The following is a 26037-nucleotide window of genomic DNA, read 5'->3' as shown; positions in this document are numbered from 1 at the left end:
TCACAATGTTACGATCAGTCCTCCTTCCGGTTGAGGCTGAAAAGCCTTCTTTTGGCTGAAGTGTCGTGAATTGATGCGTGAAGTGTCAGTCCTGAATGTGAAACCATTCTTTAAATGCGGAGGCCCGAATGCGACTCATAGGCACTTCGGAGGGTAGCCATTCGATCTTACGGACTAAAACGGAAAGCTTGCCATTGTCCAGCCTTCTGAAACCCGAAATTGCGCTTCGGCTTAGTATGTATTGCCGGTTCACTCTGAAGAAATTCTCCGAAGGAAGCGATCGTTCAAGTTTATCGAGCGACTGATCGAGCACGTGTTTCTTTCCACTAGTCGTCACCGCGATGACATAATGCTCATCCACGAAAAGTCCTGCCAGTTGGTCTGCGTCGACTTTAAGCGTCTCGCGTCCGACCCTTGCTATTATTGGTGACTCGCGTAACGCCGACCCGCGCGTCGCTGATTCAGTGTCAACAGGCAAGTCCGTACTGATCGGCTTTGAATATTGAATGTCCCTTGATAAGTTAACATAGTAAAGCGCAACATATATCCCATTGATTACAAGGAACCAGATCGATATGATCACCAGGTCAATTGTGTAGAAGTCAAGTGGTGCGGTTCTTCCCTTTGCGACAATGCTTACGAGCTCGGTGAGCGCGGCGATAACAGCGAGTCCTGAGAGCATGGTTGTCGTGAGCTGCACAACAAGCCTTACAACAAAATACCGTTCAAAGGGCAGCAGCTTGTCGAGGTACAGAATGATTTCTTTGACGATCCACCAGGCCGCATATCCCTGTACGGTGTCAATACAAAACGTCAGCAGAAAGAACCAGTTGAATCGTATGTTTGAATAGGTGAGATAGTAATTGATGCCACTTATAATTGGAATTAGGAACAGAAAGATGATCACATCCGGATGATAGCGGCTATTCGACAGTTTCGGGGGCATAATTGTAGAATGTGAATGGCCGATACTTGCTTGCTGACGTTCCTCCGTGCCGTTGCTGATGTTCATTTTTGATTTTTGAGAGTGCCGGGAGTGGATTTCGTCCATCGCTTTACCGCCCTGCGAAATGCACTTGGTTCACTGTAGCCCATCAGGCGCGACACGTCAGAGATGCTGGTGTTTTCCGAGTTAATCAGTGAGAGTGCGATTTCCTTCGAAACCAGATCATACAGGTCGCGATACTTAATGTTTTCTGCTGCGAGCTTCCGTTGAAACGTGCGGGCAGTCATGTTCAAATGAGCAGCCATTATGTTAAGGGAAGGGACTTGCGCGGCAAACTCATGACGCATGCAATGCAATACATTATCGTGAAAGTGCCGTGCCGTTTTGCGTGTGCGCATTTGTTTGCCGGCCATCGATTTAAATGTAGCGAACAAAGAGCGATCATACCGTGGAAGTGGAGCCTGCAGGTCGGAGCGAAAAAATACGAGTGAGTTAGATTTTGAATCAAACTCCAGCCTGGTAGTGAAAACTTGCGCGTAGTGATCGGGTTGCGCAGGGCGCTTCATTGAAAACGTTACCTGCTGCGGTTGAACGCGATTTCCAGACAACAGAAAGAAAACATTCATGCAACCCGCCATCGCCTGATCAACTGCGTGCCTTGCCGTAATGGGCGATTGACGTACCCATGAAGGGGAGGGCGAAAAGATGAGAATGATCTGATCTCTTCGCGTTACCATGGAATACTTAAACATGTCAGTTGCAACAGCGCCAAATTCACAAACCTGCTTAAACGCTTCTTCAAGTGTTGCACAGCTCTGCATCAAATGACCAACGATGCCAAGAATAGCTGTTGTTGTAGTTGTGCCCAGGTGAAGCCCCAGCATCGGATCGCCTGTAGCCTCAAGAGCGACGTTCCACGCGGTATAAGCTTTCTTGAATTCTATCATCTGATCCGACTGGCTAAGGTCGGCAACAGAAATACCAAGACTTCTGCACATAGCCGACAAGTTGGCGCCGCGGTGTGCCGCCCCATAGAGGATGTCACGGATGATGGGCATATGGGCGAACATGTCGTGAAATGTCCCCTTTTTGACACAAGTTATCACTATTGAGCGGAACCCGGGAACGTTAAACGTGATAAAAATATCAACAATGATGACAAATAGAGTTACCAGGATATTCCTGGGTTTAATGGCGCTGGCATTTTGCAAGGTCGGCATTGAGGCAATGATCGATCCTCAGGCTGTGGTTAGGCAGGTCGGGATCAGCCTTGATAATCCAAGTGCCCTCAGCTCAATAAGAGCTGTTTACGGAGGAATGCATTTTGCTTTTGGATTGCTTTGTTTCTGGTCGCTATTAAAACGACCCGCACCTGCATTGTGGTTGGTCGTGATATATGCCGCTGGTTTTCTGACAGGCCGTTCCGTAAGCCTGATCGTTGACGGAATGCCTAATGCATTTGTCACGACGTGGTTTGGAACCGAGGCATTTTCACTTTTGGCATCGGCGGTGTTGCTCGCTCTTCTGCAACCACGTCGTTCGGTGGCCACAGCTGCCGCCTGATTGGTGTGATCGTGGGTGAGGCCGTTTGTAATCCGTTCTTTATCTTCGCCAATTAAAATAAGGAACGTATGAAGAAATTGCCTGTACTGATCGTGTTGATGTTGCCATTAACACTCTTTGCTCAGACTAAGCAGTTTGTGTTATTCGATCAGGAGTTCGTATACACCAAGCAGGACGCCGATAACTCGACGCCAAGCAAGTCACACTATTATGTAACTGGTGAGAAGATTAACCCTAAACGTCCGAAAGATTGGACAGCCCCCGTGGATTATAGAAACGGAACGGTGCATATACGGATAGAGGTAAAGGAAAAGCCAGCGGGTAATGCGCCAACAACGTGGACACTTTGTTATATCCCCAACAAGGGAAAAGGCAATGGCTATGGCTGCACAGGTACCGACGTGTATACATCGACTGGCGTTTATGAGCGCGACGTTCCCATGACTTCATTCTGGGAGAATGAATCTATCATCTGGGAGGAGGGAATTAAGCAGATGGACCTTGTGATCAAGGACGATAGCGGAGGACAAGGTCATGCGCACAAGAGAGCAGACTTTGAAAAATTCTTTCCAACAAAAGTTCGTATCACCATGGTACAGGTAGCCAAGGGGGAACAATACGACTCTTCGATACTTACAGAAAAGTGATCACGCTAAGCTGACACTTGTCAAATCAAAATTCGTCGTCAGGTGAAGAGCATGAGTCGGAGTTTTTTGATAGCCCTCGCTGCTTCAGGGAGAGTACAAGCTCAGCCTGAAGAAGGATAGACTTTCATACGATCAACGGATTTATTCGTACTTCAGAGTCTGCGCTGGATTAACGCGCGCCGCCCTTAGCGTTTGCAGACCAACCGAAAAGAAGGCTATGATCATCACGAGTAACGCAGCGATAATCACCACTGCAACGCTCATGTCAACGTGATAAGGGAAACCGGTAAGCCATCGCTCCATTGCAATCCAGGCGATAGGACTCGCAATGAGAACGGCGATGGCAACGAGGTTGAGAAATCCTTTCGAGAGCAGAAACACAACCTGCCCAACACTCGAGCCGAGAACTTTTCTGATGCCGATCTCTTTGGTTCGTTGCGTTGTCATATATGAAGACAGCCCGAACAGGCCAAGGCACGCAATGAAGATTGCCAGCAACGTAAATAGTGTAAAGATCTGTCCAAACTGGCGGTCACTTTCATACTGTTTGTTGAAGAACTGATCGAGAACGAAATAATCCAGCGGGTTATTAGGGAAGATAGTGTTCCATGGTGTTTCGACCGCAGTAAGCACATCTCTGTAATTCTCCCGATCGATTTTAATCGCAATGAAATTCCCATAACCACCTGAAAACCTGAAGACGAGGGGTACTACTGCCTCCTTAAGTGACATTTGATGATAGTTCTCCAGAATGCCTACGATTTCACTTGTGTCGCCTCCGTGAGAAACTTTGTGCCCAATTGCATCGAGAGGATCATCGAAGTCCAATGCTTCAGCCATGGCGCGATTCAGAATCACCCGATGGCGCTCGTCGGGATGGTCGCGATCGAAATTTCTTCCCGCGACAATATTCAAACCGAACGACTTAACGTAGTCATGATCAATGCCTACCGTATAGCCTGCAATAGGGGCGTCTGGCCCGCCCGTTAAGCGGCGAATTCCACTGGACCAAAAGATTTCATCGCCAGGAACATTTGACGACGCACTAACGGATTGCACTCCGGGTACTTTCGAAAGTTCATCCTTGAACAGTTGTACCTTTTGCATGTACAGGGAATCCGTTATACCTGGTGACTTTAGAACTAACGTCTTATCTATTTCAATGCCCAGCTTCTGATTTTTCATGAATGCGAGCTGTCGATACACAACGATAGCACCGACAATGAGAAAAACGGAAGCAGCAAATTGAAACACCACCAGCGACTTGCGCATAATGTTGCCATGTCCGGCACTAATGACTTTTCCTTTAAGTACAGCAACAGGCTTGAATGAGGATAGTACCATTGCCGGATAGAATCCCGAAAGCGCTGCACCGCCAACAAACAGTCCTACGAGCAGTAGCCAGAAGTCGCGGTCAATCATGTAAGTAAGAGGAATGGTTCTTCCTGAGAGCGACGAAAAGGAAGGCCACAATAACCATACAGCAACAACAGCTATAATGGCGGCAACGAGATTGATCAATATTGATTCAGCGAGGAACTGATAAATGAGCTGTTGCTTTTGTGCGCCGAGGGCTTTGCGTACACCCACCTCGTTGGCACGATCAAATGATTTGGCTGTCGCCAGGTTAATGTAATTCACCCAGGCAATAATGAGAATGAACAGTGCGATAAAACTCAGTGCATAAACTGATTCCCGGTCGCCGCGCTCGGCGGGCTCAGATTCCTGCAGCAACACCTTGCCAAGATGAATGTCGAGCAGGGGCTGCAATATGAATTCTTTCTTGCTGTTCGTCTTTTTCCATTCTTCATCCTTATTGGCAACCAGCCAATTGTCCCATTTCGCCTGGAATTTTTTCACATCTGTTCCGGGTTCAAGCAATACATAAGTGTTAAAGTCGTACCAGCCCCAGTTCGTTTCTGATTGCCGATGCGACTCATTATTTAGAGTCTGATACGACAGCATGAAATCAAACTTGATATGCGAGTTGTCGGGCACATCGGCGAAGACACCGTGAACTTCAAACTTGCGATCGCCATCCCACGATATCGTTTTTCCGATTGGGTCTTCGTCGCTGAAATAACGTTTTGCTGCCCTCTCCGAAATGGCAGCCTTATTGGGACCTGAGAGCACATCACTCTTATCTCCTTTTACGAGTTTAAAGTCAAATACTTCAAAAACTGAAGAGTCTGTGATTTGCATTTTCTCTTCGCGAAAAGATTTGATTCCCGTTGGACTCTCATAACTAATTACCCCACTTACAGGAAACAATCTGGTGAAACGACGAACTTCCGGGAAGTTATTCTTCAGTGCAGGACCCACGGCAGGTACTGCAGCCGCGCATTCAAATCGCAGCTTGCCATTCTGCCATTGGTTGTACTGGATACGGTAAATGTCATTTGCTTTGGTGTGAAACGCATCATAGCTGCGTTCATACTTGACATACTGCAGGATCAGCAAACTGGCAACGATGCCAATTGAAAGTCCAAGTACATTCAAGATGGTAAAGGAACGGTTCTTGAAGAAACTTCTGAAGGCAGTTAGCAGGTAGTTCTTGATCATGGCTGAGCGGTATTTGATCAAGATAACGAATACCCTCAAAAAAAGTGTTTTAGTTGTGCAAAAATGGCTGCAAGTCATGACCACTGGCAGCAATTGGCAGGCATTTCGTAACTCAATCGTACGTGATACTATGAACAATCCCTTAAATTGCGGGATATGGGACATCTACCTGATCTGATTATAGACCTCGCATTGATTCTCATGGCGGGTGCCGTCACGACACTGTTGTTTCGTAAGCTGAAACAACCTTTGGTTCTTGGCTACATTATCGCCGGATTTCTTGTAGGGCCTCACTTCAACCTGTTTCCGACGGTAGGCGATGAGGGCGACATCGAAGTTCTTGCCGAAATTGGTGTGATATTTTTACTGTTTAGTCTGGGCCTGGAGTTTAGTTTTAAAAAACTTCTGCGTGTAGGAGGAGCTGCATCAGTAACGGCATTGTTTGAGATCACCGTTATTACAACCGCGGGATACTTTGCCGGAGTTCTTATGGGCTGGTCTACTATGGATAGCCTCTTTCTCGGAGGCATGCTGGCCAGCTCATCAACAACGATTATCATTCGGGCATTCGAAGAACTTGGCGTGAAGACGAAGAAGTTTGCCGGTGTAGTGTTTGGCGTGCTCGTTGTGGAAGACATAGTTGTGATCTTGTTAATGGTATTGTTGTCTACTGTGGCGGCTACAAAACAGTTCGCGGGTACAGAGATCGTATTCACTGTAGCAAAGCTCGTATTCTTCCTCGTGCTGTGGTTTGTCGCAGGGATTTTCCTCATTCCTTCTTTGCTTAGGTTGGTAAGGAAATTACTGGATGAAGAAACCTTGTTGATACTTGCACTTGGATTGTGTCTCGGAATGGTGGTAGTGGCAACGCGCGCAGGTTTTTCAGCTGAGCTGGGTGCGTTTATAATGGGCTCAATCATCGCTGAAACAACATCGGCGGAAAAGGTCGAACATCTTATTAAACCGGTGAAGGACCTGTTTGGGGCAGTGTTCTTTGTATCGGTAGGTATGTTAATTGATCCTGCTGCAATTGTTGAATACGCCTGGCCCGTAGTGATCGTTACGCTGCTCACTGTTATCGGTAAGATGGTGAGCACAACGGCCGGGGCACTGATTTCGGGACAACCGCTGAAGCAATCTATTGAAGTAGGTATGAGTATGGCACAAATCGGTGAATTTGCATTTATAGTAGCTACGCTCGGTTTGTCCCTTGGTGTCATTTCGGATTTTCTGTTTCCTGTTGCCGTTGGAGCTTCAGCAATCACCACGTTCACTACCCCATATTTCATAAAGCTGTCCACGCCCACTTATAGATTAATCGAAAGGTCCCTTCCTGAAAAATGGAGGCAGCGCCTTCTCAACTATTCTTCAAGTGCACAAAGTATACAGGCTGAAAGCGACTGGCAGATCGTTGTGAGATCATACGCAATGATTATCCTGACGAATGGCATTGTACTCCTTACATTGATTTTTCTATCCGTAAGTTTTCTCATGCCGATTCTGCGCGACAGCGACTGGGACCCAACACTTGCCGCACTTGTCGGGCTGGTGGTATCACTCACCGCTTGTGCACCGTTCCTCTGGGCACTCATGGCAAAACGTCCTAACAACATGGCATATCGCGAAATGTGGATGGAGAAACGCTATAGCCGTGGGCCGTTGCTGTTACTGGAAGTAGGTCGTGTTGTTGCTGGCATCACGATCATATGTTTTCTTGTGTTCAAATTATTTTCAACCGCGATCGCGTTACTGATTGCAGTACCAATAATTGTTGCCGTGTTCTTCGTGTTCGCGAAACGGATTCAGGCTTTTTATCAACGACTTGAATTGCGCTTCCTCGGAAATCTCAACGCCCGTGAAACGGCGGAGTACAATACACTCGAAGCCAACGTCTCACGTAAGACCGCGGACCTGCAATCGAGGCTTGCACCGTGGGACGCTCATATTGTGCAGTTACAGGTTCCTGCGTCTGCCCCCTACGTTGGCCGGATGCTTAGAGAACTGGAATGGCGCGAGAAATTCGGAATCAATATCGTTTACATTAAGCGCGGCGAAGTTTTGATTAATACTCCGGGGCGCGATCATATTCTGTTGCCCTACGACCAGGTTGGACTACTGGCCACAGACGAACAGTTACAATCCTTTAAACCGGTGTTCGATGCAGAGATCGAGGGAGTTGGCCCTGCCGTGAATGTTGATGATATCGTCTTGCGCAAGATCGTTGTCAATGAGGTCACGCGACTGAAGGGACTCAATGTGCGAGATTCCCGAATACGTGAGCGAACACACGGCCTCGTCATTGGCATTGAACGTGATGATCAGCGTATCCTTAATCCAGACTCCACCACGGTGTTTGAGTGGGGTGATATTGTTTGGGTCGTGGGTGAAAAGTCGCGCATCGAACGGCTGTTCGAGGGTACCGATTCAGAGGGCTGAATCGGTTTACTGATACGCATTAAAATAAACGAGACGCATTAAAGTAAAAAAGAACTGCACCGATCCGATGCAGTTCAATCTGGGGGTACCTGTTGGTGCAGGCATTAAGATATTTCTTTACAGACAGGCGATTACATTACCTGCACGCAATTCACCTTCGATTTCAGCAACGGCTACCTGTACTTTGTGCGACGTGCCATCAACTGTAAATTCTATGACAAGATTTCCATGTGAACGTTCAGCAGAAACAAACTTTGCTTTAGCCCATGATATGTGATTCAATTTGCCTTGCTCAATGGCGCTAAGAAACGAAGTCTCGATTTTCTTCACGTCGTTCGCATACTGTTTGCTGAGTTCTGCTTTTGCCTCTGAAAGGTTAGCACCATAGAACGATGCATTGGCTTCCATTACCTGATATAAATCGGTGAGCGTTGGCACCATTGAATTGTATTCCATGAACGCACTGTGCTGAAAGGCTGCGAAGATTTTCTTTCCTGCCTCTTCGGCAGTGGGATTCTTTGGAAAAGCAGAAGCGGAGAACGACGCGATTGACATAGCGATGGCGCCGAGGGCAATTTTAGTTTTCATTGGCGAGGGTATTGATTTATGTTTTAATTCTATCTGGATACTATCATATCACTTGGAGGGATCGGAGCAGGGACCTGGTTAGACACCGGCTTCAGCGATTGCAGGTAGGCAAATATTGCACGGGCATCTTCGTCGTGAATGTTCACCAGGTTCTGCCATGGCATCGGCGGTAGGAGAGAGCGGCCACCTTCGATACCGCGATACTTACCATGTGTGATTGCTGTTTTGAATTGATCGTAAGACCAGCCTCCTAGTCCAAGGGGATCAGGCGTAAGGTTCGCAGTAAACGAAACACCCCAGGGACCAACCGCCGCAGTAAGGCCAGGGCTAAAGTGCATGAATCCCTGGCCACCAGGAATAGGCGCAAGCTTTTCATCGGCAGGATGCCCTGAAAGCAAGCGTGACGAATCCAGCTCCATGCCGTGAGGTGTGAAAATTTTTGGTGTATGGCAGTCATTGCAACCCATTATCGTAACGAGATAGGCACCACGTTTAACAAGTTCTTCATGATCAGGTTGTGCAGGAGCTGCATTGGCAGAAGTTATCAGTGTTTGTTCCTTCGGACGTGAACAGGCGAACAGCAGCATAGCTGTAAGAAAAAGTGCAGTGACGACGCGCAGGGCAGTAACAATCGCGGTCACAGCCGACGGTCGGTCAGCAGCAACAGAAGTGGAAATCGCTTTCATATTTTGGGTTAATGTTTTTCCAATACGATGCCAGGGCGACTTTTCGGTCGGCTACTTTCATCGTCATAGGAGGTATGGATTGTATTAGATATACCCTAATACGGAGGATTTATTTCAAGGTTTGAGAAATGAAATGAATTGGCCCTTGGACGTCGAATTATTACGGATAGCGTAGTTACGCTCCTTTTGGCGTAGAACAGCCCTGCTTCCCGTTCAGCCCATTAAGGACGTTGTTGTTTAATGCCTTTGCCGTAACAAATTTAGTTTTAGATTTCGGCCATACAGACATCTGCATTGTCTGCTTCAGATCTTCTTCACCTGCTTAGGAGATTATGCCTTGTCCTTGAAAGTAGCTGGATAGTTGCTGCTTAGTAGCAATATGAAACCTTGTACAAGGTGTGTTCGCGCTTGTAGGACTTTCCTGAAGCACGTATTAGCGGCGGCAGGTTACTCAACCCTCAGTGAACTTACCGGGTTCTTAAGTGCCGCCTTAAGCGACTGCATGCCCGTGGTTAGAAGCACGATCGACATAACGAAGAGCAGTTCCGCAATAAAGATCCATGAGCTTAGCTGAACCCCAAATGTATATCTCGTCAGCCATTGTGCCATGATCCATCCGCCGAGAGGGGCAGCGACAGCAAATGAGATCAGGGTCAGGAGGACAAACTCTTTTCCAAACAACGACAGAATGCTCATAGTACTTGCGCCAAGGGCCTTTCTGATTCCGATTTCTTTTGTTTTTTGAACGGACATAAATGATACCAAACCGTAAAGTCCCATGCAGCCAATAAGAAGAGCAATGAATGAAAAGAACTCTACTATTTTAATCGTCATTTGCTCGGCTTCATAGAATTCAGCGGTCCTGTCAGTGACATAATTGTAGGTGAAGATCTGATCAGGGTGAACCGCACTCCATGCCTTTTCGATTGTGCCGATTACCGCCTGTGCATCGTTAGTCGCTATGCGTACTGCCATTTCGTTGTACATGTTCTGCATCGTTGTGATCATCACTGGATTTATGGCAGAGTGAAAAGACCGGTCGTGAAAATTAGCGACTACGCCTACAATGGGTCCAGTCTGACCCTGATTAAAACGAATCGGTCGTCCCAGCACCTCTTCAGGTTTCATGTTGAGCTTATGAACGAATTCTTCATTGACGAGGAATTCACGTACTGTATCAGAAGGAACGAGATCCCGGCCGGCAACCAGGTCTATGTCGAAGGCTTTGAGGTAGTCGGCATCGGCACCGCGGACATTCACAGCAAAGTCCTCGCTTTCCGTACGTTCATCAAAGGTAACAGATGTGCTCCAGTTGCTGTATGACGCTGGTGGCGAGAAGCAAAATGATGCCTTTTCAACACCACCAAGTTTTGAAATCTCAGTTTTCAGTGTGTTGAATTTTTCTTGGGGCCCGGCGGGTATCATGACGATTCCATCCTGACGGAAGCCCATGTCTGTCGAGCGATTGAATCTCATTTGATACATTAGAACTATGAGCCCGATTACGAGGACTTGCGTAATGGTGAACTGCGTTATGATCAGTGAGCGACGGAGATTGACGCCACGGCTACTGATATCTATGGATTTCCCTTTGAGGGCGACGACTGGTTTATAACCGGACAGGACAATACCCGGGTAAGCGCCGGCAATGAACGTGACGGCGACGATCAATAGTGCAAGGAAGATAAGAATGTCGGGATGGGATGACAAGGCGGTTTCAATGCGCAGTTTGAAAAGGCTGTTGAGTTGAGGAAGAATGACGGAGGCAGCGCCCAGTGCGAGCGTTGCGGCCACCGTTACAACGACCACAGTCTCAACTGTAAACTGCCAGAACAACTGATTCCTGACGCTTCCCAACACTTTACGAACACCAACTTCTTTGGCGCGCGTAACGGCACGTGCCGTTGAAAGATTGATAAAGTTGAGGCACGCTGTAAAAACGAGAAAGAACCCTACGATAGACAGAATCCAGATGGTTTGCATGGACATTTGCCCATTGTAGAGTGCATTGAAATGAACGTCGCTGAGAGGCTGAAGTTTGTAATGATGAACGTTTTTGCTTTCAGGACGATACTTTTTCACATACGCAGGCAAAACCGATTCAACCTCCTTTGGATCAACGCCAGGACGCAATCTGGTAAAAGTTTGAATGTCAGTAGTGATTCCACCCCATGCATTGTCGTCAGCATACCATTCATTGTATTGTTTCATCGTTGCATACGAGAAGAATACCTTTGATCGGAAATCGGTGTTGTCAGGAATGTTCTTAAGTACACCTGTTATCTGAAAGTCGATGCGGTTATCCAGGCGGATGGTTTTTCCGATTGGAGACTCATTGCCAAAATACTTGATGGCCATGTCCTGAGTAAGCGCTGCAGTTTGTGGCGCTGAAGGGATCGTACCTTCCACTGCCGGGAAGTTGAAGATTTCGAAATAGTCTGGATCAACAAATGCGATATCCTCATTAAACTTCTTCTTCTCATTATTGAGATCGATTGAAACCAGCACGTCCTGATTCGCGCACATCCGGGCGACTTTCTCTCCGTAGCTATAGTCATTTCTAAAGGCATTGGCAAAAGCAGGAGGCACGCTGTATACATAGCTTACCTGGTCGCGATGCTGTTCCGTTACAAAGCGGTAGACGCGATCCGCGTTGCTGTGGAACGTATCAAAGCTAAGATGATATGTCACCAGCAAATAGATCAGTAGCGCGCACGTTAGGCCCAATGAAAGACCAAATACATTGATAAGGGAATGCGACAATGAACGCTGAAGATTTCTAACGGCTACACGAAAATAGTTTGCGAGCATATAGCGGGTTTTGATCATCGCTAATGCATAATCGTGCCAGACCCCCGCAACCGCGTTGTGGTAGGTTTAACCCAGCGTGACTTTCGATAGGGTGTGCGGAAAGGGATTATTATGTTCGTTTTCGAAACATTGAGTTCCGCAGATATGGAAAGGATGGAGTGGGCAGATGAATTGATCCGGGTAGATTAGGTTGCTCCAGTAAGCTGAAGACGTGGCGTTTATCTGAAGACGTGGCATCGTATGGTTATTCAGTCTGGATTTTGTAGATTGGCAATCATCACCATTGTGCAAAAGCGCATATTATCTGCCTTACTTATCGTTCTGGTCCTGTTGAATACAATGGGATACTATTTTATCATTGCTGGGTTTGAATTGAGAAATGACGTCAGTGCTTCAAATGCCCTGGATGTCGACAATTACGATGTGTCCAGTACAGTCACTTTGCGAATTCCTATTGCGTTGCCTTATCAGTACGACAATGCAGATTTCATGAGAGTGGAGGGTAAGTTCGTGCACAAGGGCGAATCCTACCGACTGATCAAACAAAAGTATGCTAACGATACCCTTACCGTAATCTGTATCAAAGACGAGGCGGACCAAAGAATCCGGAAGGCTTTAGCTGATGTTGCATTCAGTTATGTTGATTCAACATCGGACACACAAGGACCTTCAGAAACTCAATCCTTGTTTATTAAGGAGTATCTCGGCGGCGTCCGGACACTGATAACCGTCACTACTGGTTGGGTTATGGAATTCAGGTTCCATCCGGCAGGTCAATCGCATGAAGACATCTCACTTCCGGAAATTCCTCATCCGCCCAGAGCCTAGCAGTCCTTTTTCCTTTCCACATTAACTCATCCCGTCATATCCATGGCGAGTTGAGCGGTCTTTCATTTGTTACCATGTTATCTTGATTTCGTCGCCAGTGACATTGCTGACGACTGCGTCTGTATTTAGTACATGTTACATGCTACGTGTTTCATGCTCTATATTCCAAAATCAGGGCCGGTGACGCGTGATGGCTATTGGGTTGCTGTGGAAAGATTACCATTATCCTCAACCGTTAATCATCATTATGAAACTAAAATATTTACGAACTATAGCATTATTATTAATGAGCATCCTTCCATTCTCCTGCAGCATGGACTTGCAACCGTCGTCGGCGGCAGCCTGTCAGCGTGAAATGGTGCAGTTGTTAAAGGAAGCTCATCATCAGGGATATAATCCAAGGAATACATTCAGGCCGGATGCGAAATTGCCTTTCATGGACTCACTCCTGAGCAATCCGCACAGCTCGGAGGGGGAAATACGTTTTTGTACCTATCTGAAGGCAAACATCCTGCTGGAACTTGGCGAGGAGAAGAAGGCGATTCGCTTACTGGAACCGTTGGTTAAATCGCGTTATAGAAATGATACTCAGATCCTGAAGACACTGGCCCTGGCATACCTGCGTCTCGGTGAGCGTTCTAATTGTGTATCCAATCATGCGTCAGAATCATGTATTCTGCCCATCAGTGGTTTGGGTATACACAATGATATGGATGGTTCCCGAAAGGCGATAGAATCGTACCAGGCATTGCTTCGCGTAGATCCGTCAGATCTCGAGTCGCGATGGTTACTGAATCTCGCATACATGACGATCGGCGACTATCCTGAGAAAGTGCCGGCTGATCTTCTGATTCCAGGGATGCAAGGCGACACCACGCATCGTGTACGGCCATTTGAAGACATTGCTGGTGACCTTAAACTTGAAGTGGGGAATATGGCTGGAGGTTCTATCACAGATGACTTTGACAACGACGGCTACGTCGACGTCATCACATCGGGGTGGGGCACATCGGATGCCATGCACTACTTTCACAATAGTGGCGATGGCAAATTCGAAGACTGGTCTCAAAAGATGCAACTGAAGGGGATTACAGGCGGCCTGAATCTCCTGCAGACTGATTATAACAACGATGGATACAAAGACATTTTCGTACTGCGAGGTGCCTGGCGCGGAGCCTTCGGACATGATCCCAACTCTCTTTTAAGAAATAACGGCGATGGAACATTCACTGATGTGACCACAGCCAGCGGGTTATTGTCTTTTCATCCCACGCAAACGGCGACCTGGAATGATTTTAACAACGACGGTTGGCTTGATGTTTACATAGGAAACGAGAGTGTTGTTGGTAATTTTTCGGAGATGCATCCTAATGAACTTTATATTAACAATCAGGATGGCACATTCCGGGAGGTTGCGCATAAAGCGTTGTGCGACCTCTTGGGTTTTGTAAAAGGGGTTACGTCCGGTGATTATGACAACGACGGATGGCAGGATATTTTCATCTCGACTATGGATGGTGGGCGCCGGCTGTTTCGCAATAAAGGGGTGAAAGACGGTGAAATTTCTTTTACCGATGCTACTGTTATTGCGGGACTGTCGAACGAGAAAAATCGCACATTTCCAACTTGGTTCTGGGATTATGATAATGACGGGTGGCTTGACATCTTTCTCTGTGACTACACGTTTGAAAGGTCCCTTGGTTACTACGAAGCAGCTGAGAAGCTGGGAATAGCAGCTGGAGCAGATGATAAAATGCTGCTGTATCACAACAATGGCGACGGAACGTTTACAAACGTATCGAAGAAGGTTGGGCTCACAACCAACGTATTCGCTATGGGAGCAAACTTCGGAGATATTGATAACGATGGCTACCTGGATATGTATCTCGGCTCGGGCAATCCGCTTTATCAGTCGCTCGTACCTAACAAGATGTTTCACAATCTCGGAGGTAAGGAGTTTGCCGATGTTACAACTTCTGCGCGCGTGGGACATTTGCAAAAGGGACATGGCGTTTCTTTTGCCGACATGGACAACGATGGCGATGAAGACATCTATATCGAAATGGGTGGAGCTTATCCTGGCGATTCCTATCAGAATTCATTTTTCCTCAATCCGGGCCAGAACACAAATAACTGGATCAGCATCGAACTCGAAGGAAAGAAGTCCAATCGGCTAGCCATAGGGACGCGCATCAAAGTTAGTTTCAGGGAGAACGGTGTAGTCCGGCACGTTTTCAGAGATGTGAATTCCGGAGGAAGTTTCGGCGCATCCCCCCTTAGACAGCATATTGGCATTGGCCAGGCGAGTGTTATCGATGCCATTGAAATTAACTGGGGTGGCAGTCACACAATTCAAAAAATTCAGAATGTAAAGCCAGGGCAGTCTGTCGTCATCAAAGAAGAAGGTGAAATGACCACACGACAACTGAAATCGATCGACTGGGTTCTGCCTAACCGGCTATGCATTCCGGGTACATTCCCTGTTGTTGCAACCGACAGTTTAGCCCGGCAGTAAGAAGCAAATAAAGATTGTCGTAATCCCCAGGCTAGGACCCTAGCCTTAGGCTAAAAACTTAGAGAAGTCAGCAAACATTAAAATCAACTTATTTATGATCATTCCAACAGAACCGATCGGCAGTATTCCACGTCCAGCCTATCTTATTGATGCGTTGTCTGACCGCGCCAGCGGTCGGATTACAGAGGAAGCTTTGAAAGAGTTGAGTCGTCGTGCATTGAAGGAGACCGTCACCGCACTTGAGCAAACAGGTTCACCGGTCATCAGCGACGGAGAGCAAACCAAGCCCAGTTTTGCCACGTATCCCATACACGGCGCGCAAAACTTATCGGCTGGCGGTGTAGTAATTCCCTTCAAAGACGGACACACTCGTCAGCTACCGGTGCTCGCTTCAGGCCCGTTCAAGTATCAACGATATGCTGACGACTACCTTCGTGAGGCGCGTCTGCTTTCCAGCCGTCCAGTTAAGCAAGCGGTTATCTCAGCTTCCGCAATGAGCTTGTTGTATCCATCGGATGGTATTCCCAATTATTCACGTGAACAGTTCGTTAACGACTTGCTGTCGGAGGCCGAAAAGGACATCCGGAGATGTCTTGACAGCGGTGCATACAACGTTCAAATCGATTTCACGGAGGCACGCCTGGCGATCAAGCTCGATCCTTCCAAGTCTCTGTTAAAGATGTTTATCGATTTGAACAATCAGCTCCTGGGACGATTTACAGTGCAGGAGCGAAAGCGCATCGGCATTCACAGTTGTCCCGGCGGCGATCATGATTCTACGCATAGCGCCGACGTTGACTATGGCGATCTGTTGCCGGAACTATTCCAACTCGAAGCGGGCAACTTCTATCTGACGTTCGCAGGGGAGAAGGACAAGACATCTGTTCTAAAGCAAATCAAGAGCTCTCTCAAGACGGGTCAAAGAGTATTCCTTGGAGTGACCGATGTACTGAATCCCCGTATCGAAACACCGGAGGAGGTTTCTTCATTGCTTGTTCAGGCTGCAACCTACATACCGATCGATCAGCTTGGTTCCTGCGACGACTGTGGATTTTCTCCTTTTGCAGATGATCGATCAACTGCAAGAGAGATAGCCTTCTCCAAGATCAAAGCCAGAGTATTGGGCACGCAGCTGGCAGCATCGAAGTTATGAGTAGTGCGTTCGCAAACACGCAGTGATGTAAGTTGGAACTATCGGGCCGTGGATTTGGGTTGTATATTGCCAATAATTGTTCATGGTATTGAACGCATCAACCGGTACTTTGACATGAGCGGCGTACAGTTTTGTACGCCGCTTTTATGGTCGTTAGTTTAAGGGCAAAACCATAACGGAACGGGTTCGAATCCCGCCACTACTACCTGGTAGTTTATGCAAGGTTAAAACACGTTATGTCACATCGTTCGACTCGATGTACGACCACATTGCAAACTGATTTCGAAAGCCGGCATACCGTAACGAATGCTTTTTAAGCCATTTGATGTTTTTCTTTTGCAAGGATAGAATCCAGCTGATTGAAGATGTCGATAAGCCCGCGGTCCATTCCGCTGTCTATCATGGCATCGCGGTCCGCTACCGACATGCACACATCGTGTATCACCAGTTTGGTTCGATTACCGGGCAGTTCTTCGAAATTCATTCGCTCCATAACCACGTGTCCGCGTTCCGGAAGTTCCATGAATTCAGAAGTTTGGATGATGCGCTCCGGCGCATGCACTTCATGAACGGTTCCTGCAAACGTACAAACTACCTTTCCTTTGGGATCTTTATTATACCAACTGTAATTGCCGTTTGTGCGATAGTCGAAGTGATTAAAGTGCATCGTATTTCCAAATGGTGCAAAGAATCTGGAAAGCATATCCTTATTTGTAAATGCATTAAACACACGCTCGCGGGGAGCATTGAACTCGCGTATAATAAATAGCTCCTGTTTGCCTTTCTCGGCAATAATTTTCATTTCATTTTCCATGTCTCTTTGGTTTTGTTTGTGTGGGTATTGAATCCTGATCAGTTGCTAAAAGTTTGTCGAGTCTGGAGAAGCGATCCTCCCACGTTTTGCGGAATGGCGCCAGCCATCGATCTACTTCAGCCAGTTTCTGTGATTGTAATTCACAAATCCTTTCACGCCCTTGCTGGCTTATGGCGATAAGCCCGCATTCGTTCAAAATTTTCACGTGAAGTGATACTGCCTGTCGCGTCATGCTGAATTGGTCAGCGATCGCATTTACGTTTTGAGCTTCCTTTGTAAGCAAAGCAAGTATCTCCCGACGTGTCGGGTCGGCGATGCCCTGAAAGACATCGCGCCGGCTTTCCATTGTCATATGCAAGTATTTGCTTGCTAATATACATGCAAGGATTCGCTTGCGCAATAGGGAGACAAAAAAAGATTTAATGAAGCCTGGCCATAGACTATTTTTGACGGCCATCCGTCATAATAGAAGCAGTGCAACGGCTTGCCCATGACCTTCATTTTTGTTCTACTTAAGAGGATTGTGCTTATCATTTTGATGATAGCCGCCGCAATTACATTAATCACAGTATTCTATATGCGACAAGATAAATTTGGAAAGGCACCAGAAAATGACCGATTGGCGCGCATGCAGAAGTCGCCACACTTTAAAGACGGTAAGTTTCAGAACCTCAGTGTGACGCCTGAACTAACAGAAGGCAATACCTTGTGGGGTGTTACCTACAGGCAATTCTTTGAGGCTGCTCCCAGACGCAGGCCATCGGATATTATTCCTTCCGTTAAGAACGATCTGTTGAGTATTCCTGTCGATAGCAACTACCTTGTGTGGTTTGGTCATTCGTCCTATCTCATTCAAATCGATGGAAAGCGAATACTGGTTGATCCGGTCTTTAGCGGGAACGCATCACCTGTGCCTTATACGAATACATCTTTTAAGGGAACAGATATCTATACAGCTAACGATCTTCCGCAGATTGATTACCTGTTCATTTCACATGATCATTATGACCATGTCGACTATGAAACGTTGCTGGCGCTAAAGCCAAAAGTTAAAAAGGTTATCTGTGGGCTCGGCGTGGGAGCGCACTTTGAACAATGGGGATATGACCCGGCGATTCTTGATGAACGTGACTGGTACGAGACCATCGAACTTGCAGATGGCTTCAAAGTATTCACGGAGCCAACACGACATTTTTCCGGACGTGGTTTTACAAGAAACAATACGCTGTGGATGTCGTATGTCGTTCAAACGCCATCAATGAAGTTCTACATAGGAGGCGACAGCGGATATGATACTCATTATGCTGAGATCGGTCGTAAACACGGTCCGATAGATCTCGCTATGCTCGACAACGGCCAGTATAATGTAGCGTGGCAGTACATTCATAATCTGCCACGGGAAGTTGTTCAGGCCGCAAAGGACCTCAGAACGAAGAGACTATTCCCAGTTCACTCATCCAAATTCATGATGGCAAACCATCCGTGGGATGAGCCTTTGATCCAGGTGACGGAACTGAACAAGGGCGATATTCCGCTGGTAACTCCGATCATAGGCGAGATCGTTGATCTCAACGATACGACGCGTCAGTTCAAGCCGTGGTGGGTAGGTATAAAATAGTTAACTAGTCGCAGTTCTCGCTCTCTCCAACGAAGTAGCGGTGGCCATTGACATAGATTTCTTCGTCTTTGCCTTGTACTTCAAGCGTGATCGGTTTCAGCTTCTTAAAGGTAAGAGTGATAGTTGCCTTATCGTTGTTGCTGGTGAGCGACCACGTGCCTTTGTTCTTTCCTGCATACTCCTTGGGAACCTTGAAAGCACCGCTGCGCGTAATGTTAGCCTTGAAGTTGCCGTTCTTGCATAGCTCCAGTTCGTCTTCCTGCTTGCCACTGGCATCGCGGCGGAATCTCAGCAACAACTTATTAGAAAGAAATTCTTTCCAGTCGAAGTTCGCATAAGGCGAAACATGACTCATATCTTCAAACACTACGTTATCCACCAGCTGCTTCAACGCCGTCTTGCCTTTCTCCATATTTGGAGCATCGGCCTGAAGAACAAACACCAGGCAATATCCGACAGGATTACACTTTGATTCTATATAAAACTTAGCCTGGGTGTTTGCTTTTGCTCCTGAAAGCTTGGCGTTTGTTGCCAGTACTTCGGCGGTCCGTTGGGTCACAGGTCCATCAGGCACGACGTTAAGACCATCTGCTAATGAAAAGCCCTTCTCAAGATTGATCTTTTGCTGTGCGAGCGTCATGTTCTCATTCAGCACTGCGTAGATAGTCGAGGAGGAAGAATTGTCATCCGGTACGAGCACTACTACTTCTGTATCGCGAGGCAACACTGCCTTCCACCCTTGAGGAACGATGGCCCAAAGGCCGAGACGTATAGAGCGAACAGTATCCCCAGCATAGTGCATCACCCCCGCCGACATGCGATTGCTGGGTAATTGTGCGAATGCGCTGTTGGCAATTATTATGAAGAAAAGGAGGGGTTTTATGGATTTCAGTTTCATGGCGTCGACTTTCCGAGGGTTGTTCGAGTTAAGTTAATAAAATTTGCAGTAATAGGACAAAGGTGAATGATATAGAGTAGTGTATAAATGGCAACGCCCACATCATCACTTTCTTATGAGAATGTGCAGTTTAATTCGCCGGTCCTTACTTTAACTTTTCTTCGTCGATGGTAACAGGATGGTCATGATCCCGATCAGCGGCAGGAAGGCGCAGACATTGAATACATATTCCAGACTCGTTGAGTCGGCGAGTTTGCCCAGCACGGCAGAACCCAGTCCTCCCATTCCAAAAGCAAGTCCGAAAAACAATCCGGCGATTAGTCCAACCTTACCGGGAACGAGCTCCGTTGCGTAAACGAGAATCGCTGAAAAGGCTGAGGATATGATCAAGCCAATCAGGATCGACAATACAACGGTGAGCCCAAGCGACGCATGAGGTAGCAAAAGCGTAAACGGAGCCGCACCAAGAATAGAAAGCCAGATCACTTGCTTTCTTCCAATCCGATCACCAACAGGTCCACCGATGATTGTTCCCGCAGCAACGGAAGCGAGAAAGGCGAACAAATAGATTTGTGATTGAGCAACTGTGACGTGGAACTTGTCGATCAGGTAGAAGGTGTAATAGCTCGTCATGCAGGCCATGTAAAAGTATTTCGAAAAGATAAGAATGAGCAGCACTACCATGGCCCATACGATTCTACTTGATGGTAATGGCGATTTGACCTCGCCTGCAGATTTTGCTCCACGGGCCAGGCGTTCATCTATATGATTCCGATACCATTTGGCAATGAAAGAAAGTGCGAACATCCCGATGAGCGCGAACAACGCAAACCAGATGATATAATGTTGTCCCCGTGGCGCTACAATCAACGCCGCCAGCAGAGGTCCAATAGCGCTTCCGGCGTTACCACCCACCTGAAATATTGACTGAGCAAGGCCTTTGCTGCCACCACCGGCAAGATGAGCGACGCGGGATGATTCGGGATGAAAGATCGACGATCCAATGCCAATGAGAGAGACTGCAGCCAATATCTGATAGAACGACGATGCGAAAGATACGGCGACGAGTCCCGCCAGTGTTGAAGTCATGCCTATGATCAATGAAAAGGGCATTGGTTTCTTATCAGTATAGTAGCCAACAAACGGCTGTAGTATTGAGGCCGTCATCTGGTAAGTGAGTGTTATCAGTCCCACTTGAGTAAAGGTCAATCCATAGGCATCTTTAATCACCGGATACACGGCGGGAACAACTGCCTGCAACATGTCATTGATTAAGTGACCGAAGCTTATAATGAACAGGATGCTATAGGTTGTTTTGTTAGCCGTAACGGTATCGATACTCTTCATTGTCATATTGAGTTCACTTCACATGGGAAGGATTATTTTCAGGCAATCAATTTCGCCCGGAAAATTAACACAGTTTGATTAGATCGGACAATATTACTGCCGTGTTAGTCTATTTTGAATGGATCATAATTGACTATTTATTTGATAACAAACAGCCGTATGCCACATGAGTGCGCCACTGGCCACTTTATTTAGCCGTGAGAATTGTCCGCATCCGATGGCAGCACCTGCAAGAGACTGAAAATTTAATCTGGGAAATTCGTTGAGCTTTTTATATTTGTTTTCCCGCTCCGCCAGGATCGGGTAAACTGGTATGCATAACGTGCATCCACAGATTCAGGCCTTGTGATCGGTAATCTGCAATAACAGAACTGCCGGAAGTTGAATTTAACACTGAGACGATGAGCGCACTGAAATCTTTTCTTAAAAGACGAGTTGTACGGTTTGTCATTGTCACCGCGGTTGTGATTGCGGGCCTTGTTGTTATTGCATCATTTTCACTTACACGTTACATCGAAGAGCATAGCGAAGAATGGACGGGACGAAAGATCACTCTCAGTTCCGTGTGGTTTAATCCCTTTAACTGCTCGTTAACACTCACTAACGTTAAGGTCTTCGAAAAGGCTTCCAGTTCTGTATTCGTCTCGTTTAGTAAGTTGTATGTGAATGCATCACCCTGGAGCTATTGGCTCGATGATGAGATAAGACTTTCAGACGTTGCTCTTAAAGAACCCTACGTCTATCTGCAAATGAACAGTGATGAGACATTTAATTACGACGACCTAGTAAAGCGTTTTGCTTCGTCAGGCGATAGCACCGACAGCACCAGCGCTGATCCATTACGTTATGTAATTGAAAAGATCCGGCTTGAAGGTGGCAGCTTTAGTTTTATTCAGGAGGCCTTTAAGGCCGGAGTGGACATTCATGACATTCTGTTCACGACGTCTGCAGTTGCCTGGAATCAACCAGTGATAAAATACAATCTTGAGATGGCAGTGAAATCGGGTGGCCATCTGGCATCTGCAGGAAGTTTTAATCGCGACAGCCTTTCCTATCATTTAACGCTAAAGACTGACAGTCTTGAGCTCGGCTTTTTACTTCCATTTGCGGATAAAGTATTGTACGTATCTGATGTGAAAGGTAATATCAATACCGACCTAAAGCTGGCAGGTACAACAGCAATACCTGTTACCAGTATTGTTGGACTGTTTTCGCTCAATCAGTTTTATCTCGCAGATACGCTCAATAAGCCGGTTGCTTCACTCGAGACGGTTAGCGTGGACTTTGGAGATGTTAAACCTGTAAAAGGCATCTACAATATTAAGCTTGCCAGGCTTGACAAACCTTACCTGAAATTCGACCTTACTCCAAAAGGGAACAATTTGCTTCGAATCACGGGGACAGGGGTGGATACAACGGCTGCCATACCTGGCGACACACTTCGGGCCCAACGCGGTTCGATGGATCCGTACCTCGAATTCTTTCGCCAGATCAACCAGTATCTTATCGAATGGGGTCGCGAATATGCGATCAATAGTTACGCGATCGACAGTCTGGTCGTTTCGCGAGGGTCCCTTGATTTCAGTGATTACACTTTGAAACAACCCTTTCACTTTCTAACGGAACACCTTTCCGTCAGCGCTCACCAGATTACCAACGCTGTTGATTCGGTACAGATTTCGGTTTCGTCGTTGTTAAATCATTCCGGAAGTTTCAATGCAGGACTTAAAGTTAGTACGAAGAATATCGGCGACATGAATCTTCACTACGATATCGACTCGCTTAAAATCACTGATTTTTCACCTTACTCGGAATATTACGTCGCGCATCCGTTCTGGGACGGACTGGTAAGTTTTAACAGCACAACCAGTGTCAGCAATCATTATTTGAAGAGTCAGAACCGGCTGTTTGTGACCAACCTTGAGGTTGGCGACAAGGTTGAGAGTGAAACTGCGATCAAATTGCCGCTGAAACTTGCAGTATCGTTACTCAAAGATGTAGATGGTAATGTTGATCTGAACATTCCATTGAAGGGTGATGTGAACGACCCGAAGTTCAGAGTAATGCCGGTAGTGTGGCAGGTACTCAAAAATCTAATTGTGAAAGCGGCAGCGTCGCCCTATAAACTTGTGGCGCGCGCGGTTGATGCGAAGGAAGATGATGTTCGTGACATCAAGTACGATTATCTTCAGTCAGACCTGAGGAAGCGTCAGAACAAAACGGTAACGCTACTGGCCCGGATACTGAATCAGAAGAAGAGTTTGTCGGTTACGCTCGTTCATGTCAGCAACACGAACTGGGAGGCCGTGCAATATGCGTTATACAAGGCGCGGCTCGACTACTATACATCGAATCACAACAAGACAATCTTAAATTATGATGACTCGCTGGCCGCTGATGCAATCAGTGCGTCGGATTCCTTGTTTTTGAAATTCATTGAGCAAAAGACCGGCAAGCAGGTCGCATCTTCTGACATAGAAACACTCGCTGTTGACTTGTCCGGTGGACGTGATAAGATTTTACAGGCCATTACGACGGCGGCCGATACACGCAAACGCACATTGGTTGATGCCCTTCAGCGCAAGGGTGTTGAGGCTACGCGCATTACTATTAAAGATGCATCACCTGACGTTGTCGCTAGACATCGCGATCGTCCAAGGTTTGATATTCAATTTAGTGGGGAATCATCCGGGCCGGCGGCGCAGCGCGCAGTTGGTCAGCGTGGAGATTTGAATAGGACAGCAACAGTTGCTGATTCCGGCAAGAACTGATTTAACTTCTGTTTATGCGAATGAGGGCAGGTGCTATCGTTAAAATTCATCTATTTATAGTCGGAATTTGTCTTGTCTTATCGTCCTGTATCAAAGACCCTCCACTTAATCCCGAAGCGGACATCGAGACCTTCATCGTTGATGAATCACTTCTTTCAGGACCTACTTTTATTGATCAGGCCAATCGCCGGATACTTCTATATCTGAAGCCACGTGCGTTCAGAAAGGGGATTAAGCCGGAGATTACCATGTCGCGGGGTGCACGTTCCATGCCTGCTTCAGGTGATTCCATATCATTTAATGGTGGCCCCGTTCTTTATACAGTAACAAGTGAGAGTGGTCAAAATCAGAAAGTGTATGACGTTCAGGTGGTGAATGTTGGCAACTGGACTTTCAACTTTGAGCATTGGGAACTTAATCAGGCGGATCAGTACGAATTCCCGGTCGAAGACGACGGCACGATATTGTGGTCATCGGGTAACCCTGGCGTTGCAATCTCTGGCATTCCGAAGAATCCACAGGCTTATCCCACACATTCTACGAATGGCGGCTATGCGGCCACCATTGCGGCTGAACTGAACACCTTGAAGGGTACGCCATTGACGGAGCTCGTGGGGATTAAACTTATTGCCGGTTCGATGTTTCTGGGCACATTCAATTCAAACGTTGCCTTCATTGATCCACTGGCTGCCACTGAATTCGGCCAGCCTTACGTCGGTACTCCGGGGCGCTTTACGGGATACTATAGATATACACCCGGCGCATCGTTTCAGGACGAGGACGGAAATATTATATCCGGCCGTCAGGACGAGTGCTCGTTGTATGCGGTGTTGTTCCACGGCCCGGATCGACTAACCGGACATAATGTTCTGACTTCAGACAAGATCATTGCAACGGCCGAGCTATCCAACGGGACTGCGCAATCGGATTTCAGACGATTTGACATTCCTTTCACATTTAAACAGGGTGCGAAAATCTCCAATGATATGATGCTGGCTATCGTTGCATCTTCCAGCGCCGAGGGAGATCATTATCGCGGTGCTGTTGGCAGCCGGTTGGTGGTTGATAGTCTTCGTGTTGTTCCTAAATAAGTAGTGCCTATGAGAAAGATACTGACAATGCTTATGGTGCTATTCGTGATAGCTGCGCATGCCCAGCAAGAGTCACTAGTACGTTTTGAACAATACGTGCAGGCAGGCTTTAACTTTGGTGCCCTGACTCCTGTTTCGCTGCCAAACAATATCAGAAGGATTGATAGTTGGGTGCCTAAATTTTGCCCATCCATCGGCTACGAAGGAGTCTATCGCTTCAATGAAAGGTGGGGTGTAGGCCTGGCGATGAAGTTCGAGTACAAAGGAATGGTAGTCAAGGACAGCGTGGCCTATCTACACACGATCATCACTGTGAACGAAGACGGGCAGACCACAGAGTTCGAAGGTGATTTTACCGGCACAAATGAAACGCATGCTTATAACGGATACTTAACAGTGCCCGTGAATGCTGTTTACGATCCGGGAGGCAACTGGCGGTTCAAGCTTGGTTTCTATATGGCGTTTCTGGTTGATAGTAAATTCGAAGGCACAGTGTCAGATGGATACATACGAAATGGGGACTCGCTTGGTGAGAAGATCATGATCAGCGAGGCGACGTTTGATTTTAAGAATGAGCTGCGGACGTTTGACGTCGGTCTGCAGGGAGGAGCGGGTTATCGCCTATCAAAGAAACTCAGTGTTGAAGGCAATCTGAACTGGGGTTTGCGGCCAGCGTTCCCATCTTCATTCGAGGGAATTGGATTTAATATGTACAACATTTTCCTTACGCTTGGCGTTGCTTATCAGATCAGGTGAAGTTAAA

At 47.0% G+C, this 26037-nt stretch carries 20 protein-coding genes; 10 read left to right on the top strand and 10 right to left on the bottom strand.

Features of this window, described 5'->3' with window-relative positions; translation table 11 throughout:
- Nucleotides 1-85: 85 nt before the first annotated feature.
- The gene (locus WBG78_RS20995; protein ID WP_337328448.1) at nt 86-1012 is read right to left on the bottom strand and encodes a LytR/AlgR family response regulator transcription factor; all 927 of its coding nucleotides are present in this window, start codon (nt 1010-1012) and stop codon (nt 86-88) included.
- Nucleotides 1009-2004: an AraC family transcriptional regulator gene (locus WBG78_RS20990; RefSeq protein WP_337328447.1), complete on the bottom strand. Its 996-nt coding sequence runs from the start codon at nt 2002-2004 to the stop codon at nt 1009-1011. Before WBG78_RS20990 ends, WBG78_RS20995 begins: the two co-directional genes overlap by 4 nt.
- A 94-nt stretch (nt 2005-2098) precedes the next feature.
- On the opposite strand from WBG78_RS20990, the gene WBG78_RS20985 reads away from it, so the two are divergent.
- On the top strand, nt 2099-2509 hold the full coding sequence (locus WBG78_RS20985) for a DUF4345 domain-containing protein (RefSeq protein WP_337328446.1): 411 nt from the start codon (nt 2099-2101) through the stop codon (nt 2507-2509).
- Between the two features lie 68 nt (nt 2510-2577).
- Entirely contained in the window at nt 2578-3156 is a 579-nt protein-coding gene (locus WBG78_RS20980) for a hypothetical protein (protein ID WP_337328445.1), read from the top strand.
- 141 nt (nt 3157-3297) lie between these two features.
- Here WBG78_RS20980 and WBG78_RS20975 read toward each other — a convergent pair whose 3' ends face one another.
- The gene (locus tag WBG78_RS20975; RefSeq protein WP_337328444.1) at nt 3298-5718 is read right to left on the bottom strand and encodes an ABC transporter permease; all 2421 of its coding nucleotides are present in this window, start codon (nt 5716-5718) and stop codon (nt 3298-3300) included.
- A gap of 156 nt (nt 5719-5874) precedes the next feature.
- On the opposite strand from WBG78_RS20975, the gene WBG78_RS20970 reads away from it, so the two are divergent.
- Complete coding sequence (locus tag WBG78_RS20970) at nt 5875-8154, top strand: cation:proton antiporter domain-containing protein (RefSeq protein WP_337328443.1); 2280 nt, start codon at nt 5875-5877, stop codon at nt 8152-8154.
- Nucleotides 8155-8271: 117 nt separating this feature from the next.
- On the opposite strand, the gene WBG78_RS20965 is transcribed toward WBG78_RS20970, so the two are convergent.
- The 3 genes from WBG78_RS20965 to WBG78_RS20955 all read right to left on the bottom strand — a co-directional run bounded on the left by WBG78_RS20965 (nt 8272) and on the right by WBG78_RS20955 (nt 12239).
- Nucleotides 8272-8742, bottom strand: coding sequence for a hypothetical protein (locus WBG78_RS20965; RefSeq protein ID WP_337328442.1), 471 nt, complete (start codon nt 8740-8742; stop codon nt 8272-8274).
- 29 nt (nt 8743-8771) lie between these two features.
- A complete protein-coding gene (locus tag WBG78_RS20960) occupies nt 8772-9428 on the bottom strand; it encodes a diheme cytochrome c-553 (RefSeq protein WP_337328441.1) in 657 nt (218 codons plus the stop codon).
- 447 nt (nt 9429-9875) lie between these two features.
- Nucleotides 9876-12239, bottom strand: coding sequence for an ABC transporter permease (locus WBG78_RS20955; protein ID WP_337328440.1), 2364 nt, complete (start codon nt 12237-12239; stop codon nt 9876-9878).
- A gap of 285 nt (nt 12240-12524) precedes the next feature.
- Here WBG78_RS20955 and WBG78_RS20950 point away from each other — a divergent pair, with 285 nt between their 5' ends.
- The 3 genes from WBG78_RS20950 (at nt 12525) to WBG78_RS20940 (ending at nt 16735) form a co-directional block, all read left to right on the top strand.
- On the top strand, nt 12525-13067 hold the full coding sequence (locus tag WBG78_RS20950) for a hypothetical protein (RefSeq protein ID WP_337328439.1): 543 nt from the start codon (nt 12525-12527) through the stop codon (nt 13065-13067).
- A gap of 286 nt (nt 13068-13353) precedes the next feature.
- Nucleotides 13354-15582, top strand: a complete 2229-nt coding sequence (locus tag WBG78_RS20945; RefSeq protein WP_337328438.1) for an FG-GAP-like repeat-containing protein — start codon at nt 13354-13356, stop codon at nt 15580-15582.
- Between the two features lie 94 nt (nt 15583-15676).
- Entirely contained in the window at nt 15677-16735 is a 1059-nt protein-coding gene (locus tag WBG78_RS20940) for a cobalamin-independent methionine synthase II family protein (RefSeq protein WP_337328437.1), read from the top strand.
- A 313-nt stretch (nt 16736-17048) separates the two neighbouring features.
- On the opposite strand, the gene WBG78_RS20935 is transcribed toward WBG78_RS20940, so the two are convergent.
- A complete protein-coding gene (locus WBG78_RS20935) occupies nt 17049-17549 on the bottom strand; it encodes an SRPBCC domain-containing protein (protein WP_337328436.1) in 501 nt (166 codons plus the stop codon).
- Complete coding sequence (locus tag WBG78_RS20930) at nt 17539-17901, bottom strand: ArsR/SmtB family transcription factor (protein ID WP_337328435.1); 363 nt, start codon at nt 17899-17901, stop codon at nt 17539-17541. The genes WBG78_RS20935 and WBG78_RS20930 overlap by 11 nt, the downstream gene beginning before the upstream one ends.
- A gap of 225 nt (nt 17902-18126) precedes the next feature.
- On the opposite strand from WBG78_RS20930, the gene WBG78_RS20925 reads away from it, so the two are divergent.
- Complete coding sequence (locus WBG78_RS20925; protein WP_337328434.1) at nt 18127-19167, top strand: MBL fold metallo-hydrolase; 1041 nt, start codon at nt 18127-18129, stop codon at nt 19165-19167.
- A gap of 4 nt (nt 19168-19171) precedes the next feature.
- Here the strand turns inward: WBG78_RS20925 and WBG78_RS20920 are convergent, their stop codons facing one another.
- On the bottom strand, nt 19172-20065 hold the full coding sequence (locus tag WBG78_RS20920) for a hypothetical protein (protein WP_337328433.1): 894 nt from the start codon (nt 20063-20065) through the stop codon (nt 19172-19174).
- A 150-nt stretch (nt 20066-20215) separates the two neighbouring features.
- Nucleotides 20216-21412 (bottom strand): MFS transporter, encoded by a 1197-nt coding sequence (locus tag WBG78_RS20915; protein ID WP_337328432.1) that lies wholly within the window; start codon nt 21410-21412, stop codon nt 20216-20218.
- 401 nt (nt 21413-21813) lie between these two features.
- Between WBG78_RS20915 and WBG78_RS20910 the strand changes: the two genes are divergently transcribed.
- The 3 genes from WBG78_RS20910 to WBG78_RS20900 are packed head-to-tail and all read left to right on the top strand — an operon-like array spanning nt 21814 to nt 26030.
- Complete coding sequence (locus tag WBG78_RS20910; protein WP_337328431.1) at nt 21814-24183, top strand: DUF748 domain-containing protein; 2370 nt, start codon at nt 21814-21816, stop codon at nt 24181-24183.
- A 14-nt stretch (nt 24184-24197) separates the two neighbouring features.
- Nucleotides 24198-25274, top strand: a complete 1077-nt coding sequence (locus WBG78_RS20905; protein ID WP_337328430.1) for a PCMD domain-containing protein — start codon at nt 24198-24200, stop codon at nt 25272-25274.
- Between the two features lie 9 nt (nt 25275-25283).
- Complete coding sequence (locus WBG78_RS20900; protein WP_337328429.1) at nt 25284-26030, top strand: porin family protein; 747 nt, start codon at nt 25284-25286, stop codon at nt 26028-26030.
- Nucleotides 26031-26037 lie beyond the last annotated feature (7 nt).

This window comes from Chryseolinea sp. T2 (assembly GCF_037203685.1).
Classification (GTDB): domain Bacteria; phylum Bacteroidota; class Bacteroidia; order Cytophagales; family Cyclobacteriaceae; genus Chryseolinea.
The sequence above is the reverse complement of the archived record's forward strand: the minus strand, read 5'-3'. Positions and strand labels throughout refer to the sequence as shown.

Bases quoted from the DNA above. Each gene is read 5' to 3' on its own strand.
- WBG78_RS20995 (WP_337328448.1), bottom strand. From the start codon at position 1,012: ATGAACATCAGCAACGGCACGGAGGAACGTCAGCAAGCAAGTATCGGC.
- WBG78_RS20990 (WP_337328447.1), bottom strand. From the start codon at position 2,004: ATGCCCATCATCCGTGACATCCTCTATGGGGCGGCACACCGCGGCGCC.
- WBG78_RS20985 (WP_337328446.1), top strand. From the start codon at position 2,099: ATGATGACAAATAGAGTTACCAGGATATTCCTGGGTTTAATGGCGCTG.
- WBG78_RS20980 (WP_337328445.1), top strand. From the start codon at position 2,578: ATGAAGAAATTGCCTGTACTGATCGTGTTGATGTTGCCATTAACACTC.
- WBG78_RS20975 (WP_337328444.1), bottom strand. From the start codon at position 5,718: ATGATCAAGAACTACCTGCTAACTGCCTTCAGAAGTTTCTTCAAGAAC.
- WBG78_RS20970 (WP_337328443.1), top strand. From the start codon at position 5,875: ATGGGACATCTACCTGATCTGATTATAGACCTCGCATTGATTCTCATG.
- WBG78_RS20965 (WP_337328442.1), bottom strand. From the start codon at position 8,742: ATGAAAACTAAAATTGCCCTCGGCGCCATCGCTATGTCAATCGCGTCG.
- WBG78_RS20960 (WP_337328441.1), bottom strand. From the start codon at position 9,428: ATGAAAGCGATTTCCACTTCTGTTGCTGCTGACCGACCGTCGGCTGTG.
- WBG78_RS20955 (WP_337328440.1), bottom strand. From the start codon at position 12,239: ATGCTCGCAAACTATTTTCGTGTAGCCGTTAGAAATCTTCAGCGTTCA.
- WBG78_RS20945 (WP_337328438.1), top strand. From the start codon at position 13,354: ATGAGCATCCTTCCATTCTCCTGCAGCATGGACTTGCAACCGTCGTCG.
- WBG78_RS20940 (WP_337328437.1), top strand. From the start codon at position 15,677: ATGATCATTCCAACAGAACCGATCGGCAGTATTCCACGTCCAGCCTAT.
- WBG78_RS20935 (WP_337328436.1), bottom strand. From the start codon at position 17,549: ATGGAAAATGAAATGAAAATTATTGCCGAGAAAGGCAAACAGGAGCTA.
- WBG78_RS20930 (WP_337328435.1), bottom strand. From the start codon at position 17,901: ATGACAATGGAAAGCCGGCGCGATGTCTTTCAGGGCATCGCCGACCCG.
- WBG78_RS20925 (WP_337328434.1), top strand. From the start codon at position 18,127: ATGCGACAAGATAAATTTGGAAAGGCACCAGAAAATGACCGATTGGCG.
- WBG78_RS20920 (WP_337328433.1), bottom strand. From the start codon at position 20,065: ATGAAACTGAAATCCATAAAACCCCTCCTTTTCTTCATAATAATTGCC.
- WBG78_RS20915 (WP_337328432.1), bottom strand. From the start codon at position 21,412: ATGAAGAGTATCGATACCGTTACGGCTAACAAAACAACCTATAGCATC.
- WBG78_RS20910 (WP_337328431.1), top strand. From the start codon at position 21,814: ATGAGCGCACTGAAATCTTTTCTTAAAAGACGAGTTGTACGGTTTGTC.
- WBG78_RS20905 (WP_337328430.1), top strand. From the start codon at position 24,198: ATGCGAATGAGGGCAGGTGCTATCGTTAAAATTCATCTATTTATAGTC.
- WBG78_RS20900 (WP_337328429.1), top strand. From the start codon at position 25,284: ATGAGAAAGATACTGACAATGCTTATGGTGCTATTCGTGATAGCTGCG.